Source organism: Stenotrophomonas sp. SAM-B, from assembly GCF_013387485.1.
GTDB lineage: Bacteria > Pseudomonadota > Gammaproteobacteria > Xanthomonadales > Xanthomonadaceae > Stenotrophomonas > Stenotrophomonas maltophilia_AA.
Window position 1 is genome coordinate 207,917 of the sequence record NZ_JABBXB010000001.1, and the last position, 17,499, is coordinate 225,415.

The following is a 17,499-nucleotide window of genomic DNA, read 5'->3' on the forward strand; positions in this document are numbered from 1 at the left end:
CGTGATCCAAGCACGCGGTGATGACACCGGCATGACGAGGAGCCACTGCATCGCGATGGCGTCGTGCGCAGATGAATTTTTTGTTGCAACGGTTCAGTCGTTGTCACCGGCCCCCGTCTTATCCCTCGTAACAAGCGCATCGCATTGCACTGCCACGCTCGCTCCTGCCATGGACGGGATCGCGCTGCAGGACGGAAGCACGCGCTTGCCCTTATCAGCGAACGATATTGTGACGGGTGACAGCGATGGTGAAGCAGCAGAGCGGTTCGATCGGATGCACGACCCCGCAGGTGCCGCAGGTGCGCGCGCTGTCGCAGGCCATCGCGGTGTTGCTGATGGCTGGTGGCGTCGCGGCGGGCGTCAACGCGCAGCAGGCCTTCAGCCCGGCATGGTTCGCCAACAAGGGCGTGCAGCAGCAGACCGCCGCGCAGACCGGTCGCCTGCCGAACGGCATGCCGTCCAACTTGGTGCGTACCGACCAGCAGGCGCAGCAGGCCCGCGACACGCTGAAGACCTCGCTGGAGAACCTCAACACGGCTGCGCAGGCGATCGCCATGCAGCAGCGCATGCAGCAGACCGCGCGCGATGCCGCGCGGCTGCGCGCCGGCCAGGTGCCCGATGGCCTGGGCGAGGGCGGGCTGAAGATCGATGACGACACCCTGACGCGCGGCTGGTTCAACGCCAGCGCCCCGACCCAGAGCAGCAAGGACGGCACCACCACCGTCAGCATCGCCCAGACCGGCGACAAGGCCATCCTCAACTGGGAGACCTTCAACGTCGGCCGCAACACCGTGGTCGATTTCGACCAGCAGGCGAGCTGGTCGCTGCTCAACCGGGTCAATGATCCCAACGCGCTCCCGTCGCAGATCCTCGGCCGCATCCAGGGCCAGGGCACGGTGATGCTGGTCAACCGCAATGGCGTGGTGTTCGACGGCAGCAGCCAGGTCAACGTCAAGAACCTGGCCGCCTCGGCGGTCAACATCAGCGACGCGCAGTTCCGCAAGGGTCTGTACAGCGACGCGCAGGGCAATGCCTTCATCCCGACCTTCGGCAACGAACTGACCACCACCACCAACGGCTTCGCCCATGGTGCGGCCACCGGTGACGTTGTGGTGGAGCGCGGTGCGCAGATCACCACGGCGGTGCCCACCTCGGTCACCGAAGGCGGCGGCTACGTGCTGCTGCTCGGCCGCCAGGTGCACAACCGCGGCCAGATCACCACCGCCAATGGCCAGACCACGCTGGCCGCCGGCGATGCGTTCGTGATCCGCAAGGGCATGGGCACCGACCAGAACCAGACCTCCACCACCCGTGGCAACGTGGTCACCACGCTGCGCAAGCCGGTGGCAGCCGATGCCGTCGTGGCCACCGCCAGTGGCGTGGTCAGCAACAGCGGCCTGATCCAGGCCAGCACCGGCGACATCACCTTGGCCGGCCATGACGTGCGCCAGCAGGGTGCACTGATCTCGACCAGCTCGGTGCATACACGCGGCACCGTGCATCTGCAGAACGAACGTGCCGACACCAACGGCAGCGTCCTGCTGGACCAGGGCAGCACCACCGCGATCGTGCTCGACGCCAGCGCCACCACCGCGCTGGACGTCCAGCGCGAAACGCTGGTGCAGGAATCGGACAAGGTCGGCGACGGCATCGCCCATCGCCGCGACCAGTCGCTGGTGCAGATCAGCACCGGCGGCAAGGTCGCCTTCGATGACGACAGCCTGACGCTGGCGACGGGCGGGCAGATCTTCGTCGACGCCGCCGACAGCGAGGTCCGCCAGGGCGCGCGCCTGGACGTGGCCGGCTACGTCGGGGTCAAGATCGCGATGGAGGCCAACAACGTCCAGATCAACGTGCAGGGCAACGAACAACGCGACGCCGCGCTCAACCGTGACGACAAATCGCTCAACAGCAGGAACATCTGGCTTGACCGCCGCGATCTGGTCCTGGTTCCGGCCGGCACCAACGGCTATGAGACCGATCGCTGGTACACCGCCGGTGGCCTGCTGGAAGTCGGCGGCTACCTCGGGGTGACCGGCCATGGCATCGGTGAGTGGTCGGCGCAGGGCGGGACCGTGCAGTTCTCCGGCGGCAACGTGACCACGCAGCGTGGCTCGAGCATCAACCTCTCCGGTGGCGCGCTGGACGTGCAGACCGGCTACGTCAACCCGACCCACCTCAAGGGTGCCGACGGCAAGCTCTACAACGCCTCCACCGCGCCGGGCGATCTGCTCTACAGCGGGCTGTACCGCGGGTTCGAAGATACCCACGCGCGCTGGGGCAATACCGAGTTCTACTACAACCCGTTGATCGCACCACAGCGCAGGCTGGAGAACGGCTACACCGTGGGCCGCGATGCCGGCCGGCTGATCGTCGCCACCCGTGCAGCGCAGCTGCAGGGCGACGTGGACACCACCACCTTCCAGGGCGACCGCCAGCAACGCGCCCGCGATGCAGCGCTGGATGGCTACCAGCAGGGACAGACCACCGTTGCACGCCAGGGTCAGCTGGTGATCGGCAGCTACCTGCCGTACTACGACAAGAACAGCGGCCAGCAGCGTTTCGGCCCGGCCGCATTGGCCGAACATGTGGCCATCGGCGGCGATGCAGCCAGTGTCTCCGGCATCGGCGTCATCGGTCTGGACGCGGCCTGGCTCAACGCGCAGCGCTTCGGCGGCGTGGAGGTGTACGCGCACGCCGGCATCGATGTCGACCAGGCGCTGGAGGTTGCGCTGGGCGGCACGATCGCCCTGCATGCCAGCGATGTCCGCATCAACGCCGACCTGCGCGCCCGGGGCGGCAGCATCGCACTGGGTGACATGGTCGTGCAGCGTACCTCGAGCGGCATCGAGTGGCAGGATCTGCCGATCAGCGCGCGTCCCGGCGATACCCTGCTGCACCAGGTGCTGGTTGGCGATGGCGTGACCCTCGATGCGCGTGGCCTGTGGACCAACCAGGCGCAGGACCCGGCGGCCATCGGCGGACTGCCGTTCCTCGATGGCGGCAGCGTGGCGGTGCGCAGCACCGGCAACGTGGCCCTGGGCAAGGGCAGCGTGATCGACGTGTCCTCCGGTGCGGCCATGGGCGAGGAAGGCGCTGTAACCGGTGGCAAGGGCGGCAGCGTCACCCTGGCCGCAGGGCAGAACATGGGGAGCGGCGTGCTGTCGCTGGATGGCAGCGTCCGCGCCCACGGCGTGAAGGGCGGCGGGGCGCTCAACATCGAGAACGGCACGATGGTCAGCATCGGTGGCGACGTGCCGGATGCGATCGAGCAGTTGGCCGCCGGCCAGGCCAGCACGCTGCCGGTACGCTTGGCCGCCGACGTCACGCTCCAGCCGGGCGACGTGATCCCGCTGAGCTTCTCCATCACCATTACCCATGTGGCCGGCGGCAAACCGATGCCGCTCACGATCCGGCCCGAGGTCAGCAGCACCAAGCCGGTGACCACCCAGGCACCGTGGCTGTTGCCGGCTGCCGTGCAGCTGGCCGACTACGGCCCGGTCCGGTCCGCCGGCGAGATCCTGCCGGCAGGCACCACCCTGTGGACCATCACCGACCTGCCGGCCGGCTATGTGGTGCCGGCCAATGTATTCCCCGGTGGTCTGCCGATTCCGGCGCAGACCTCCCGTTACGTCGCGGGCACCGTGGCCACTGCCGCGATCACGGTCCCGGCCGGCACCCGCCTGCCGGTCGGCACGGTGTGGCAGCGCGATGTGCCGGTGCAGTCGTTCCTGGCGCTGGACAGCAGCCTGTTCCAGAGTGGCTTCAAGCAGTACAACGTGGTGGGCCGCGATGGCGTCAAGGTGGTCGAGGGCGCGCACTTGGACGTCGCGATGCCGCTGCTGCAGGTCGACCTCGCGGCCGCGCGTGCGCTGGCCACCGGTGCCGATCCCGATGGTGCGTTGTCGGTGTGGCTGCCACCGCTGCAGCAGGACGATCCGAAAAGCGGCGAGGTCACCCTGCGCAAGGGCGCCGGGCTGTCACTGACCGCCGGCACGCCGCAGAACGCCGCCGACTTGGAGATCGGCCGCAACAGCCGGATCAACGTCGATCCCGGCCAGGCCATCACCCTGACCGGCAATGCACAGATCACCCTCGACGGTGCCCTGCAAGCCCGCGGTGGACGCATCACGGTACTTGGCGGTGACCTGGGCGAAGGCAGTCTGCTCAACCTGCCCAAGGGCACGCCCAACGCGCGCTCGATCTGGATCGGTGAGCAGGCCGTGCTCGACGTGTCCGGCATGGCCTATACGGCCCTGGATGAAGCCGGCGGTCGGCACGGCCAGGTGCTGGCGGGCGGCACGATCGAGGTCGGCGCACGGCATGACCTCGCATCGCGCAACCTCCCGGCGATCGATGCATTCGTGGTGGTGCGCGAGGGCGCCCGCCTGGACGCCTCCGGTGCGCAGGCGGTGCTGGACCTCCCCGATCTCGGCACTACCACCCTTGCCAGCCACGGCGGCGTCATCGCGCTGAGTGCCAGCAATGGACTGTTCGTAGACGGCACCCTGCACGCCGCCGCCGGTGGCAGCGGGGCGCGGGGTGGCACGTTGGCGCTGAATCTTGAAACGCCGATCTACGGGCCGGTCGAGCGCTTCAGCGGCAAGGGCATCGAGGTCGCCGACGGCGTGCGCGTCCCGCGTGAGCTGGTGATCGAACAGCACTACAGCGGCAGCGGCCTGGGCACGGAGGCCGTTGCCGGCGAGCTCGATCCAACCCTGGTCTATGGCAAGGCCCGCTACGGCGTGGATGCGATCCAGGCCGGCGGCTTCGATACCGCTTCGCTGTACGTCAATGGCCTGCTGAGCTTCGATGGCGACGTAGCGCTCGACATGCGCCAGGCGTTGTACCTCACGGCGAGCGCGCTGGGGCTGTCCACGGATGCCACGCGCGACAGCCAGGTGCAGCTGTCCGCACCGTACCTGCGCCTGGCCGGCTCGGCGCGCCGCCAGCCGGACAGCACCATCATGCCCAACCCGGTCACCGGCTCGCGCAACATGAGCCCGGCGTCGGGTTCGCTGGGCGTGGCCGCGCTCGCCGACGCGGCGTCGATCACGTTCGCAGGCAGCCTGGTCGATGTGGTCGGCATCGTCGGCTTCGGCGCGAACGGTGAAATCGTGCAGAACGCGGTCGACCCGCTGGCGGTCAAGCGCGACGCGTTCGGCGCGGTGCGCATCGAAAGCCAGGGCGACCTGCGCCTGCGCGAGGCCGACCTGTTCTCGCCCGGCGACACCACCCTGGCGGCGGCGCAGATCTACGGCAGCGGCAACGTCACCGTGGGCCTGCGGACCCTGCTGAACGAATGGGGCACCCTCACGACCGAGTTGGATCCGGACCGCATGCTGGACATCCAGCGCATCGGCAATACCTTGCCGCCGCAGCCCTACAGCGTGTTCGGCACGATGACGTTCAGTGCCGCCACCATCAACCAGGGCGGGGTACTGCGCGCGCCGCTGGGCAACATCATTCTGGGTCGCGCCGATGGCACCGGCTACACCGGCGTGGTCAACCTGCTGCCGGGCAGCGTCACCTCGGTCAGCGCCAACGGCCTGGTGATGCCCTACGGCGGCACGGTCGACGGGCTGGTCTACAACTACAACGGCGTCGACGTGGCTTACCAGGGCGTGGGCGGTGAACCGGCGGTGGAGTTCCGCTCGCACGCGGTGAACGCCCAGGCCGGCGCGGTGCTGGATCTGTCCGGCGGCGGCGAACTGACCGGCGCGGCGTTCCTCTCTGGTCGCGGTGGCTCCACCGATGCGCGCCTCAACCCGCTGGTGCAGATGGACCGCGATGGGTTCACGCTGCCGGGCCTGTCCACCAACCCGGTATATGCCATCCTGCCCGGGATACAGGCCGGGCAGGCCCCGATCGGTGCCGAGCGCGGTGCCGGTGATCCGGCCATCGGCCAGCAGATCACCCTCGGCGCCGGCATCCCCGGGCTGCCGGCAGGCACCTATACGCTGTTGCCGTCCAGTTATGCGCTGCTGCCGGGCGCGTTCCGGGTCGAACTCAACGGCCTGGCCGGAAGCTCGGCCGCATTCGGCACTACGCAGGCGATGCGCAACGGCTCCTGGAGCGCCTCTGCGCGCTTGGGCGTGGCCAACACCGACAGCCGCGACGTACTGCCGACGCAGGTGCTGGTGACCGCCGCCGACACCCTGCGGACCTATTCGCAGTACAACGAAACCAGCTACGCCACCTTCGCGCTGCAGCAGGCCGCGCGCGAAGGGGCGCCGCGCCCGCTGCTGGAACGCGACGCCAAGGCGGTCAATTTCATGGTGACCAGCCCGGATGTGGCCGGCTCGCTGGACCTGCCTTCGCTGCGGTTCAACGCTACTGTGCTGGATGCTCCCGCCACGGCGGGCACCGGTTCGGTCGCGCGTCTGTTCAATGCAACGAACTACGAAATTCTCGCCGACGGCACGGAAGCGACCGAGGACTTCGCGGGTATTTCCGTGCATGCCAGCGAGCTGAACCGGGTCGGCGCAGCGCGTCTGGAAATCGGCGGCCGCCTGCGCAGCACGTATGCCAACCCGGCCAACGGCTCGCTGCAATCGGCCAACGTGATCAACATCGAAGGCGGCGGGTCCAGCAACAGCATCGTGATGCGTGCCGGTGCGCAGCTGGAGGCGGCGGAGGTCTTCCTGATGACCGGTCGCCAGGCGGGTGGCATCACCCTGGAACAGGGCGCGGGCATCAACACGCTGGGCCAGGGTGCCGCCGCCTATGATGCCGCGCAGGGCTACATCTATACACCGGGCCGCTCTGCGCTGCTGGCCGTCTCCAACGGCCAGATCAACCTGCTGGCGCCGGAAGCGGTCGACGGCCAGGGCAACGGCGCCGGTGCGATCGAGATCGGCGCCTGCGCGGTGCTCAGCGGATGCGCGGGCACGACCCGTCTGTACTCCGAAGGCACCATCGCCACGGCGACCGACAACCGCTTCGTGCTGGGCGATGCGGTGCGCTATGGCACCCGCAACCTGGCACTGGCGGTCGGTGGCATCAACGTCGGCAGTGCCGAGGCGATCGCCGACGCCACCGCGCGCGGCACGCTGCCGGCCGGCATGACGCTCAACCAGGACGTGCTCAGCCGCCTGCTGTTGGGCGACACCAGCGTCGGCGCGCCGGCACTGGAAGCGCTGTCGCTGACCGCCCGCGAGTCGGTCAACTTTTATGGTGATGTAAAGCTGTCCACCTACGACGCGATCACCGGCAAATCGGCGCTGCAGCAGCTGGTGCTGGGGACGCCGGCCATCTACGGGTATGGCGACGCCGACGCCGTGGCCCGCATCCACACCGATACCCTGATCTGGAGCGGTGCGCTTGCACCGGCTGGCAGCATCGTCGCCGACGGCCCGGGCACCGGTCACGGCCAGCTGGTGGTGGATGCCCGCGACATCGTGTTCGGCTACGGCCCGCGTACCCAGCCGGATACCGTGCGCACGCAGGACCGTCTTGCGCTGGGCTTTGCCGGCGTGCACCTCAACGCCAGCGGCCGCGTGACCGCCAACCAGAAGGGCAGCCTGAGCATCTTCGAGACCCAGGGTGACTGGAATGCGGATACCCGCTCCTACGCCCGCAGTGGCGGCGAGCTGTTCATCAACACGCCGCTGCTGACCGGCGCAGCCGGGTCGGTCAACACGATCACCACCGGGGGCAACCTGCATGTCACCGGCAACGGCGCGCCCGTCGCGCCCGACAACGCGACTCTGGCCGCCGCGCTGGGCGCGGAGATCGCGCTGGACAGCCGCGACGGCAGCCTGCTGCTGGACACCGCCGTGCTGCTGCCCAGCGGCAAACTGCGCCTCGCGGCGCAGGGCGACGTGCGCCTCGCCGATGGCGCGCAGCTGGACCTCGCCGGCCGCCGCATCGCCTTCTTCGACACCGCCAAGTACAGCTGGGGCGGTGACGTGCTGATCGACAGCCGGCAGGGCGACGTGCAGCAGGACAGCGGCGCGAAGATCAGCCTGGCCGCGCAGAACAACCGCGCCGGCACGTTCACTGCACACGCCGCCGCAGGCACCCTCGATCTGGCCGGCCAGCTGCTGGGCAGCAGCAGTGGGCATTACGACGCCGGTGGCACCGAGGTGCCGTACAGCGCCGGGCGCATCGACCTGCACGGGCAGGGGATCAACGATTTCAGTGGGCTCAATTCGCGCTTGACCCGCGATGGCGTTACCGGTGGGCGCAGCTTCCGCATCGGCCAGGGTGATCTGGCGCTGGGCGACGAAGTGGTGGCGCGCGAGGTGAACATCGCGCTGGACAACGGTCAGCTGTGGGTCAACGGCACCGTCGATGCCAGTGGCGAACAGGCCGGCAGCATCCGTCTGGCCGCGCGCAATGGCGTCACCCTCGGCAGCGCGGCTGTGCTGGATGCCAGTGCGAGCGTGCTGCGCCGCGACAGCTACGGGGCGGCGATCGATGCGCCCAACCGCGCCACCATCGAGATCGATTCGGGGCGTGGCACGTTGGCCATCGCCAGTGGCGCACGCATGGACCTGCGCGTAGCCGGCAGCAGCAGGAATGTCGGCACGGTGGCGCTGAACGCGCCGCGCGTGGGCGGCAACGACGTGGCGATCGCGGCCGGCGGCCCGATCAGCATCGACGGTGCGAAGACGATCCAGCTCAATGCCTTCATCACCGACAACAGCGCAGCGGCAGGCGCCGAGACCAGCACCAGCGGCGAGAGCTACCAGGTCATCGACCAGGCGTACCTGGACCGCCTGCATGCGCAGAGCACCACCTTCATCGACGCCGCACTCGCCAACAGCGCACTGGTCGACCAGCGCCTGGCGGGCCTGCGCGCGTACGGCGATGCGTTCCACCTGCGCCCGGGCGTGGAGGTCGTGGCCGACCTGGCGGTGAATGCAGACGGCAATCTGCACGTGGATGGCGATCTGGATCTGTCCGCGCACCGTTACGCCAGCCTCAACCCCGGCAGCCAGCGCACCGGCGTGCGCGGCTCCGGTGAGGCCGGTGCGCTGGTGCTGCGCGCGCAGGGCGACCTGGAGGTGTTCGGCAGCATCAGCGATGGTTTCGATGGCAGTCGCCTGGGCACCACGTTCGACGACAACGGCTGGTACCTCACCGCCGGCCGCCAGCTGTTCGGCAGCGACGTGGTGGTTCCGCATGGCGGCCTGGTCACGCTCGCCGCCGGCACCGTGTTCAATTCGGGCAAGGTGCTCAACTACGACCTGCCCATCGGTGACATGCAGATGGCCGCCGGCACCCTGTTGCCCGCCGACGCCCGTCTCGCGCTGCCGCTGGCGCTGGCCAAGGGCACCGTGCTGGGCGCGGCCGTCCACGATGCCTCCGGTGCGCTGCTGTATGCGGCAGGCACGGTCCTGGCCGATGCGGTCACGCTGCCACAGGGCGCGCGTCTGTCGGCCGGCCTGCGCCTGCCGCTGGCCGCCCGCATCGCGGCGATGACCTGGCCGGCCGGTGTGGCCCTGCCGGCGTCGCCACTCGGCAATCTGGTCACCCTGGCCGCTGACCTCGGCCTGGCCAAGGGCGCCTTCATTCCCAGCGACACCGAGGTCAAGCTGCCCGGCGACGCCACCACGGTGAACCTGCGACCGGTGGACGCCGATGGCAACCAGGGTCGCATCTGGGCACTGGCGCCGATGCTGGCGGCCGGGTCGCAATCGTGGGACATCAGCCTGGTGGCGGGCGCCGATATGGCGGCCGCGGATCGCCTGACGGTGGATCCTGCCGGCACCGGCAGCCTGCGCCTGTCCGATCCGCATTACGGCCAGGGTGGCGCCGTGGTGGAGATTCCCGGGACCGGCTCGCCGGCGACGTACATGTGGGGAGATGTGGCCACGTTTGAACAGATGGTGATGGGATTCTTCGGCGAGTACATCCTCAGCTTCGTGCCGGTCGCGGGTGCGACATTCACCGCCGATGAAATCTCCGAGCTGATGATGTGGGGCTTGATCTGGAGTGGTCCGGAGAACCTCAACGACCTTGGATTCGACGGTCTGGCCGCCATCGACTCCCCAGAGGTTCCGCCGGACACCGAGTTCAGGACACTGCCCGGGCGTGAACAGTTGCCCAGCGTGGTGCGCACCGGTACCGGCGACCTGCGTCTGGTCTCCGGCAAGGACATCGCCACCACCTCGCTGTATGGCGTCTACACCGCCGGTACTCCGTCGGCTGCCTTGGCCGGCAACGGGGGCGATCCGTACAACCAGGCGCGCGCGCGCGTCGCCCCCGGCAATGCCAATCCGCTTGGAAACAGCGTGCTGGGAGATGCCGGCGAGGTGTTCGAGCACCTTGTCGATGGCGGCAGCCAGAGCCTGTACCAGGCGTGGTATCCCGAAGCAGGTGGCAACCTGCTGCTGCGCGCCGGTGGCAACATCTCGGGCGACAGCATCGGGCGTCAGGGAGCGCTGACGCGTACGGAAACGCTGGGAATCGCCACACCGCGATTGAGCACCAGCGCATCGGTGGGCAACTGGCTGTGGCGACAGGGTACCGGCAGCGTGCAGCCCGGTGCGGAAGGCCTGCCGACCGCCTGGTGGATCAACTTCGGCACGTACGTTGCCGCACCCGACAACGCGAACTACAACAACAATTTCGTCAACATGCCGCAGCTGATCGGGTTCACCGGCTTCGGCACGCTCGGTGGTGGCAACCTGCTGCTGGAGGCGGGCGGCGATGCGGGCATGTTGCAAAGCCGCGGCGACCATGGCGCGGCGTACATCACCCGCAGCACGGGCCTGAACCTGGCCGTTGCCAGCACCGGCAGGGTCGGCGCCGATGGCGCGCTGGTACAGACCGGCGGCGGCGATCTGGACATCCGCATCGGCGGCGGCCTCAATGCCGACCCCGCGCTGCGCTCCTTCACGGGCAGCAACAGCGCCCCGGTGGCCAACGAAATCACCGTCAACGACGCGCAGCGACTGGACGTCAACGGCAGCTTCACCAACCTGCGCGGGGCACTGCGGCTGGAAGCCGGTTCTGTGGGTGGTGTGGAACTGCGCTACGGAAAGCGCCAGGATGCCAAGGAGTCGCGTCCCTATGACGTGTACACCGCAACGGCCGCTACCGCAGCCGGTGGGCCGGTGCTGGTGCTCGGTGATGCCGGCGCCCGTCTGGATGCGCGTGGCGACCTGGTGCTGGGCACCGTCTCCGATCCGGGGCGCGTCGCCCAGTTCAACAATGGCACCCCCTTCAGCGTGGGCGGCAACACTTACCAGGACGGTGGCTGGAGCTGGTTCTCGCTGTGGACCCCGTCCACCGCGGTGGACCTGATGGCCGCCGGCGGCAACCTGACGCCGTCGCTGGCGATGCAGGACCGCAACGCTGGCACCGACGCCCGGGCGACCGACGGCAATCACGTGTATCCGTCGGTCCTGCGCGCGGTGGCTGCCAGCGGCAGCATCTACTACGGTCGCGCCCGCACGGCCCCGACCGCCGGCACCAACAACGAGGACTTCGTGGCGGGCGTGGTACTGGCGCCGTCGCCGGTGAACGGGCAGTTCGACGCACAGGGCACCGGTCAACTGGAACTGCTCGCGGCCGGCTCGATCTACGCCAACGGCACCGGCTTCGGCACCTCCGGCGCAGACCCGACCGCGTTGCCCAATCCCTGGAATCCCGGCTTCGTCGGGCTGGGGCAGGAGATGTGGTACGGGCGTCAATTCCTGCACAACGTCAGTACCGGCGCCCTGGCGCCCAGCGTGCTGATCTCAGGCGAACGCGCCAACGGCTCCCTGCAGATCTATCCGCTGTTCTCCTTCACTTCGCCGACCGCGTCCGGTTACGTGCACGTGGGCCAGACGCCTTCGCGCTACTACGCGCTCCACGGCGACCTGGTCGGGCTGCGCAGCGGCAGCGTGGTCGATACCCAGTACGGCGTCTTCAACAACGGTGTCACCACCAATATCACCAACACCTGGTACGACGGTGGTGGTGCCGTCGCCATCCGTGCCGGCCGGGACATCGTCAACTCGGGCACTCCGCTGGGTGCCTTCGACAACGTCGGCACGGTGTTTGGCAATGCCGATGGTGCGCTGGGCTGGATGGGCACCATCAACCGCGGCGATCCTGCCGCCGAGCCCCGGCCCACGGCGATCGCCAGCGGTACCGCACGCGGCAACCTGATCGTGCATACCAGTGCCGATGACGTGTCGGTCGTGCAGGCCGGGCGCGACATCCGCTTCAGCACGTTCTACGTCGCCGGCCCCGGGTTGCTCGACATCAGCGCCGGGCGCGACGTGTACATGGCCGACAAGGGCGAACTGCGCAGCCTGGGACCGGTCACCGGCGCCACGCCCGGCGACCGCAGCAGCGGCGCCAGCATCGCGGTGGCGGCCGGTCTTGGCGAGCACGGCGCGGATTGGAACGCCTTCGCCGCACGCTATCTGGATGCGGCCAACCTCGCCGATCCCGGCCGCGCGCTGGGCGATCAGGACGGCAAGGTGGTCCGTGTCTACGGCGGCGCGGTGTCGCTGGCGCAATGGCTGCAGGCGCAGTTCGGCTACGGCGGCGATGAGGCCGGTGCCGCCGCGTTCCTGGCACAACAGCAGCAGGCCCTGGACCAGGCGCACGCCACGGCGGTGGCCAGCGGCGGCACGGCCGCCAGCCGCGACCTCGCCCGGGAGTTCAAGCTGGAGAGCCAACTGCACCTGGTCAATTGGCTGACCGGCCGCTTCGGAGGCGCCAACGGACACGGCCTGCACTTCGACGCCGCCAGCATGGACGCGCAGGCTTTCTTCGCCGCGCTGCCCGCCGAGCAGCAGAGCGCCTTCCTGCGCAACGTGTACTACGCGGAGCTGAAGGCCGCCGGCCGTGAGTACACCGCCGTCGACGGACCGCGCGAAGGCAGCTATCTGCGTGGCCGCGAGGCGATCGCCACGCTGCTGCCGACCAAGGATGCCAAGGGGGGCGAGATCGCCTACCAGGGCGACCTGACCATGTTCAGCAGTGCGCTGTACTACGAGGGCGTGCTCGAATCGGCGGCGGGCCGCCGCCCGAAGCCGGGTCAGACCTACCTGAGCGAAGCGGACTGGATTGCCGCCGGCCGCCCCACCACCGGGGTGCGCTACTACCGTGTCAACGACGCCGGTATCCACACCGATTTCGGCGGCGACATCCATCTGCTGGTGCCCGGCGGTCGCACCCTGGTGGGCGTGGATGGTGGCTTCCTGCCGGGGGCCGGTTCCGGTGTGCTCACCCAGGGCGAGGGTGACATCAACATCTACTCGCGCGGCAGCCTGCTGCTCGGCCAGAGCCGCATCTTCACCACTTTCGGAGGCAACATCCTGGCGTGGTCGGCCGAGGGCGACATCAATGCCGGCCGCGGCAGCAAGACCACGGTGGTCTACACCCCGCAGCGCCGCGTCTACGACACCGTCGGCAACGTCGCGCTGTCGCCGAACACGCCCAATACCGGCGCGGGCATCGCCACGCTCAACCCGATCGCGGAGATTCCGCCCGGCGACATCGACCTGATCGCGCCGCTGGGCACCATCGATGCAGGCGAGGCCGGCATCCGTGTCTCCGGCAACGTCAACCTGGCCGCGCTGCAGGTGCTCAACGCTGACAACATCCAGGTGCAGGGCAAGGCAGTGGGCATTCCGGTGGTCGCGGCGGTCAACGTCAGTGCGTTGACCTCGGCCAGCGCGGCGGCGAACACCGCAGTGCAGGCCGCGCAGGAGATGGTCAAGCGGCAGACCCAGCAGACCCGTCCCTCCACGATCAGCGTGCAGGTGCTGGGCTTCGGCAGCGAAACCAGCAGCGTGGCACCGCCGAAGCACGAGGATCGCTACGACCCGGACAGCGTGGTGCAGGTGGTCGGCATGGGTGAGCTGAGCACCGAGCAGCGCGCCCGCCTCGACGCTGCGACGACGAAGCGACAGTGATGACGACGTCTTTCCTGCCCTTGGCCAGCGCGCATGGCCAACGCCATGCGCGCGCACGCAACTGCCTTGCCGGTGCAACGGCGCTGTTACCGCCGTTGCGCACGCTCAGCTCCTGCGCATCTGAATCCCTTTCCGCATTGAGAAGCCACTGATGTCTTCAATCTCCCCGGCGCTGGCACGGGCATCCCTGCCACTGGGCCTGCTCTGCGCGATCTCGCTGGCCAACGCGCAGACCGCGCCTGCCGACGCCGATGCCGTCGCTGCCCCGATGGCGGCCGCGGCGGCCCCGGCTGCCCGCGTCAACATCAACGAGTACCTGGTGCGCGGCAACACCGTGCTCGGCGCGCGCGACATCGAGCAGGCGGTCTCCCCGCATCTCGGCCCGGACCGCACCCTGCAGGATGTCGAAGCAGCGCGCGTGGCGCTGCAGTCGGCCTACCAGGGCAAGGGCTACCAGTCTGTCTATGTGGATCTGCCCGAGCAGCAGGTCAGCGGCGGCGTGGTGATCCTGCAGGTCACCGAGACCCGCATCGGCCAGGTCAAGGTGGTCGGCGCCGAGCACAACGATCCCGCACGCCTGGCCGAGCGCGTGCCGGCACTGCAGGCGGGCGCCGTGCCGGACTTCGAACGCGCGCAGGCGCAGCTGACCGAACTCAACCGTGGCGGCAAGCGCCAGGTGGTGCCGCTGGTCAAGCCCGGCGCCGCCGAGGGCACGATGGATGTGGAGCTCAAGGTCGATGACACGTCGCCCTGGCGCTACAGCGCCACGCTCAACAACGACCACAGCGTGGACACCGAGCCACTGCGCAGCATCCTCACGGTCGGCCACGACAACCTCTGGCAGCGCGAGCACACCGCCTCGCTGACGTTCTTCGCCGCGCCGCAGGACCTGGACCAGGCCAACGTGTGGTCCGGTGCCTACGGTCTGCCGCTGGGCAGCCCGGACTGGATGCTGGATTTCTCCGGCTACCGCTCCGATAGCAACGTGGTGTCCACCGGCCAGACCAATGTCACCGGCAAGGGCCACGCGGTCGGCGTCAAGCTCAGCCACACCTTCCCGATGACGGGCGCCTGGTGGCACCAGCTCTCGGCCGGTGTCGACTTCAAGGACCTGGACGAATCGGTCGCGATGGTCGGCCAGGCCTCGGATTTCGCCCCGCTCAAGTACGCGCCCGTGACCGTGGCTTACAGCGGCTTCCGCCAGGGCACCAGGCACCAGCTCAACGTCGGCGTGCAGGCGGTGTTCGGTGCGCGCAGCCTGTTCGGCTACGGCAGTACCGATGATGAGTTCGACTGGAAGCGCGCCTACGCCGATCCCAGCTTCTTCGCGCTCAAGCTGGAACTGAGCGACACCTACACGCTGGAGAGTGGTGCGCAGTGGTTCGCGCGGCTTTCGGCGCAGATGACCGACCAGCCGCTGGTCTCCGGCGAGCAGTTCGCCGCCGGCGGCATGTTCACCACCCGTGGCTACCGCTCGGCCGAAGGCATCGGCGATTACGGCGCGCTGGCCACGCTGGAATGGCGCACGCGACCGCTCGGCCTGTGGGGCCTGCAGGAGTGGCGCTTCTACGGCTTCCTCGACGGTGCGTGGCTGGGCCTGCGCCGGCCGCTGCCCGAACAGGCCGACAGCGCCGCGATGAGCGCGGTCGGCGTGGGCAGCAGCCTGCGCATCGGCGAGCACTACAACCTCCGCTTCGACTACGGCCGGACGCTGCACGACGGCCCGACCACGACCAAAGATGCCAACCGCCTGCACCTGAGCGTCGGCGCCAGCTACTGAGCCTGACTTTCCCAAGCATTTTCCGGAGATACCGTCCATGCAACGCCTTCTTGCCCTGTTGTTGTTCTGCCTGAGCATGTCCACGCTCAGCGTCGCCCACGCCGAGACCGCGTGGTGGCAGGCCGACTGGAAGTACCGCAAGCCGATCACGCTCGATGCCAGCCCCAACGGGGCCGCGCTGGGCGGCAATCTCGGCCGTACGCCCGTGCTGATCCGCCTGCACACCGGCAACTTCGCCTTCGACGGCGTCGCCGAAGGCGGCAACGACCTGCGCTTCGCCGGGGCCGATGGCCACACCGTGCTCAACCACCAGGTCGAGCAGTACGACGCGGCGCTGGGCATGGCCTTGATCTGGGTCGACGTGCCCACGCTCAGCGGCACCGCGGCGCAGACGATCTGGATGTACTACGGCAACGCCGGCGCGCCGGCGGCAGCCAACGGCCAGCGCGTGTTCGATCCGGACTACAGCGCGGTCTACCACTTCGCCGACAGCGGCACCGAGGCACGCGACACCACGGCGTACGTCAACACGCTCACCGGTGAGTTCAAGCCCGCCGACGGCGCGATCATCGGCCGCGGTGCACAGCTGGCCGGCGCGCCGCTGCACCTGCCGGGTGCACCGTCGCTGGCGGTGGCGGCCAACGGTGCGATGACCGTCTCGGCCTGGATCAAACCGGACCAGCTCGGCCCGGACCAGGCGATCTATGCGCGCCGCGAAGGCGGCAACGTCTTCCTCGTCGGCCTCGACAACGGCGTGCCCTACGTGCGCGTCAACGACCAGCGCAGCCAGCCGATCCCGGCACTGGTGGCCGGACAGTGGGCACACGTGGCGGTGACCAGCACCGAGAATGCGGTGATCCTGTATGTCGCCGGCCGCGAAGCGGTGCGTCTGGCCACCGGCCTGCCAGCGTTCAACGGTGAGGCCCTGCTCGGTGGCGACGCCCTTGCCACGGGTGCGGCGGGCGAGGCGGCCGCCCTTCCGGCCGCGCAGCCCTTCCTGGGCGTGATCGATGAAGTGCGCGTGTCCAAGGTGGCCCGCCCGGCCACCGTGCTGCTGGCCGATGCCACCGCGCAGGGTGCCGAATCGCGCCTGATCGCCTTCGGCGAAGACGAGCAGTCGGCAGGTGTGAGCCACTTCGGTTTCATCCTCAAGGCGATGCCGGTCGATGCCTGGGTGGTGGTGATCGTGCTGGGCCTGATGCTGCTCCTGTCCTGGGCGATCATGATCGCCAAGAGCCGCTACTTCGGCACCGTGGCCAAGGCCAACGAGGCCTTCACCGTCCAGTACAAGAAGGTCACCGGTGCACCGGTCGCTTCGCTGCAGGCACTGGAACGCACCGGCAGCCTGGCTCCGCAGATCCGCGACAACTCCACGCTGTGGCGGCTGTACCGCATCGCCATGGAAGAAATGGACGGGCGCGGCTCGCACCACCATGGCCTTACCGCCGCGGCGATCACCTCGATCCGCGCCTCGATGGATGCCGAAGTCACGCGCGAGACCGAGCGCATGTCCAAGCGCATGAACTGGCTGTCCACCACGATCGAAGGCGCGCCGTACATCGGCCTGTTCGGCACCGTGATCGGCATCATGCTGGTGTTCGCGGTGGCGGCGATGGCCGGCGCGGTGGACATCAACTCGGTGGCGCCGGGCATGGCGGCGGCGCTGCTGTGTACGGCGGCCGGTCTGGGCGTCGCGATCCCGGCCCTGTTTGGCTACAACTGGCTGGCCTCGCGCGCTGAAGCGATCGCGGCGGACATGTCGGTGTTCGTCGACGAGTTCACCGCGCGCCTGGCCGAAGAGTTCGATCGCACCGCACCGGCCGCCGCAGCGCGCCCGGCACTGGCCTGAGG

The 17,499-nt window shown here is 69.0% G+C and carries 3 protein-coding genes; all 3 read left to right on the forward strand.

All coding sequences use genetic code 11. From position 1 onward, the window contains the following. Positions 1-245 precede the first annotated feature (245 nt). The 3 genes from HH110_RS00910 (at position 246) to HH110_RS00920 (ending at position 17,497) form a co-directional block, all read left to right on the forward strand. Positions 246-13,868, forward strand: a complete 13,623-nt coding sequence (locus tag HH110_RS00910) for a filamentous hemagglutinin family protein (RefSeq protein WP_176987911.1) — start codon at positions 246-248, stop codon at positions 13,866-13,868. A 151-nt stretch (positions 13,869-14,019) separates the two neighbouring features. Next, the gene (locus HH110_RS00915; RefSeq protein ID WP_176987912.1) at positions 14,020-15,648 is read left to right on the forward strand and encodes a ShlB/FhaC/HecB family hemolysin secretion/activation protein; all 1,629 of its coding nucleotides are present in this window, start codon (positions 14,020-14,022) and stop codon (positions 15,646-15,648) included. A gap of 37 nt (positions 15,649-15,685) precedes the next feature. Beyond that, the gene (locus tag HH110_RS00920; RefSeq protein ID WP_176987913.1) at positions 15,686-17,497 is read left to right on the forward strand and encodes a DUF2341 domain-containing protein; all 1,812 of its coding nucleotides are present in this window, start codon (positions 15,686-15,688) and stop codon (positions 17,495-17,497) included. Positions 17,498-17,499 lie beyond the last annotated feature (2 nt).

What these genes read in the sequence shown, in the direction of transcription:
- HH110_RS00910 (WP_176987911.1), top strand. Translation starts at nt 246, where the DNA reads ATGGTGAAGCAGCAGAGCGGTTCGATCGGATGCACGACCCCGCAGGTG.
- HH110_RS00920 (WP_176987913.1), top strand. Translation starts at nt 15,686, where the DNA reads ATGCAACGCCTTCTTGCCCTGTTGTTGTTCTGCCTGAGCATGTCCACG.
- HH110_RS00915 (WP_176987912.1), top strand. Translation starts at nt 14,020, where the DNA reads ATGTCTTCAATCTCCCCGGCGCTGGCACGGGCATCCCTGCCACTGGGC.